General features: G+C 46.4%; 2 protein-coding genes and 1 pseudogene. All 3 read right to left on the reverse strand.

Annotated elements, in window-relative coordinates; all coding sequences use genetic code 11:
- Positions 1–271 precede the first annotated feature (271 nt).
- A pseudogene (locus ACTHUT_RS18225) lies at positions 272–379 on the reverse strand (opacity family porin); the annotation flags it as partial.
- Between the two features lie 59 nt (positions 380–438).
- The gene (hemW, locus tag ACTHUT_RS18230; protein ID WP_250600687.1) at positions 439–1614 is read right to left on the reverse strand and encodes a radical SAM family heme chaperone HemW; all 1176 of its coding nucleotides are present in this window, start codon (positions 1612–1614) and stop codon (positions 439–441) included.
- A 96-nt stretch (positions 1615–1710) separates the two neighbouring features.
- Complete coding sequence (locus tag ACTHUT_RS18235) at positions 1711–2073, reverse strand: glutaredoxin family protein (RefSeq protein WP_137040857.1); 363 nt, start codon at positions 2071–2073, stop codon at positions 1711–1713.
- Between the last annotated feature and the right edge of the window lie 226 nt (positions 2074–2299).

Genomic DNA, 2299 nt, shown 5'->3' on the forward strand with positions numbered 1-2299 from the left:
CTATAAAGGCATTCTGTTTGCCGCTTTATTGTTTGCAATAGGAAGTGAGCTGGCCCAGGCATTTCTGACTGCTACGCGCCAAGGTTCGATCGCGGACGGTATTGCCGATATGGCAGGTGCTGCGGCGGCGCTGTGGTTTGCAGAAAAAGTAAAAGCAGCAAAAAGTTAGACATATTTAAAAAAATTAAAGGCCGTCTGAAATCCTGAGAAACAGGGCCTTTTGTTACTTGATATTTGAAGCAATGATTGCTTCATGACAAGCATTCAAATATTAGAACGTTACGCGTACACCGGCAGATACTTCGTGGGAATGGAGCTTAACGTTATTGATCTTGCTCCAGTGGTTATAGCGATAGCCTGCATCCAAGGCAACGTTTTGTATTTTCTTGTCGTAAATTAAGCAAATCTAAAAATGTTCTAACTGTTGTAAAAAAGCACTTATAAAAAACACTGTAACAAATCGTTTAAGAACAAACGGCCTTGCTCGGTCGGGCAGAATACGGTTGGGTCTGATTCAAGCAGGCCTTTTTGTCTGGCGGTTTCGATTTGCGCCATGATTTTGGCGGCGGGTACGCCCGTGCGCTCCTGCAACATCGCGGCGGGTACGCCGTCGGTTAGGCGCAGGGCGTTCATCATGAACTCGAATGGAAGGTCTTCGGCAGCAACGGTTTTGCGTTCAACGGCTTCATGCGGATTGCTCTGCATGGCGGCAAGATAGTCGTTGGGATGACGACGGCGGACAGTTCGTTCGATACGGTCGGGATAGGAAATTTTGCCGTGTGCGCCCGCGCCTATGCCCAAGTAATCGCCGAACTGCCAATAGTTCAAATTATGGCGGCACTGCATATTAGTTTTTGCAAAAGCCGATGTTTCGTAGTGAATAAAGCCTGCACCTTCCAATTCGCCATGTACGGCATCTTCAATATCCAATGCTGCTTCATCTTGAGGCAATCCTTTTGGCGGCGTATGACCGAAAGGCGTGTTCGGCTCCATCGTCAGATGATACGCGCTGATGTGTGTCGCACCCGTGGCGATGGCGGTTTGCACGTCGTCTAATGCTGTCTGAACCGTTTGGTTTGGCAGGGCGTACATCAAATCGATATTGACTTTGTCAAATAATTTCAATGCAGTATCAATAGCTGTCAGGGCTTCTTTGCCATTGTGAACTCGTCCCAATCGAGCAAGCATATCGTCATTAAAACTCTGTACGCCGATAGACAGACGCGTAATGCCTGCGTCTTTAAATCCTTGAAACTTCTCAATTTCAAATGTGCCTGGATTGGCTTCCAAAGTAATTTCCGCTTCGGGTTGCAAACGCACTAATGAACGCACACCGCTTAACAAGCGGTCAATTGATTTCGCTTGAAACAGGCTGGGTGTACCGCCGCCGAAAAATATGGTTTCCACCGGTCTGCCCCAAATATTGGGCAATTCAAGCTGCAAGTCGGTTAATAGGGCATCGATATAGGCGTCTTCCGGCAGGCCGTTTTTCAGGCTGTGGGAATTAAAGTCGCAATATGGACATTTTTTGATGCACCAAGGAATATGGATATAGAGTGATAAAGGAGGCAGGGCAGTTAGCTGGCCGGGGCGTTGGAAGGTAATTTGGGTCATGGTATGTGTTGGGGCGCAAGGCCGTCTGAAATTTTTAGGCCGTTATTTTAACTGAAATGTCGGCCGGGAAAGTAATCAGTAGGAAATTTGCGCAGTCTAGGCACTCAAAAAAGCTTCAATTTCTTCTTCTGATAATTTGGAATTGCAGACAAATTTTATTTTGCCTTGTGAGATGTTGAGTAGTGCGGGAACAGTTCTGATGCTGTATTGCTCACGAAAAGTTTTTAAAGCTGCTTTATTGCTGCTGTCAGTAAAGTGGATGGTAAGCTGCTTGTTTATGGAAACGGTAGACAGTTTTGCAACAAAACGGCGGCAGTATGAACAACTTGGTTTGCCTAGAAAGACGATAGCAGTTTCTTGACTGTCAATAAGTTGAAGAAGTTTGTCGGGTGTGGTTGGGATGAAAGCAGCGATGTGTTTTGCAAAGACTGCCAATTCTTCAGGCGAGGGTTTGGGCATGGGAATGAATGTGAGGTAGGCCGTCTGAAGGTTTCAGACGGCCTGTTGTTTTTATGTAGTTAAAGTCTTTTGCGCATCCAAGATGAGAGTTTGGGTGCACCGAATAGCAGGAAAATGCCGATAAAAAGCTGCGCGATGTTGGCAAGTATACCGGCTTGGTTTTGTGCGCCGAGGTCCGCCCAAACGGATGTATGTGTGTCGATAGCAATAGACTGTACAAAAAGAT

Source organism: Neisseria sp. P0022.S010, assembly GCF_051956635.1.

Coding starts and splice junctions, on each gene's coding strand:
- hemW (WP_250600687.1), bottom strand. CDS start 1,614: ATGACCCAAATTACCTTCCAACGCCCCGGCCAGCTAACTGCCCTGCCT.
- ACTHUT_RS18235 (WP_137040857.1), bottom strand. CDS start 2,073: ATGCCCAAACCCTCGCCTGAAGAATTGGCAGTCTTTGCAAAACACATC.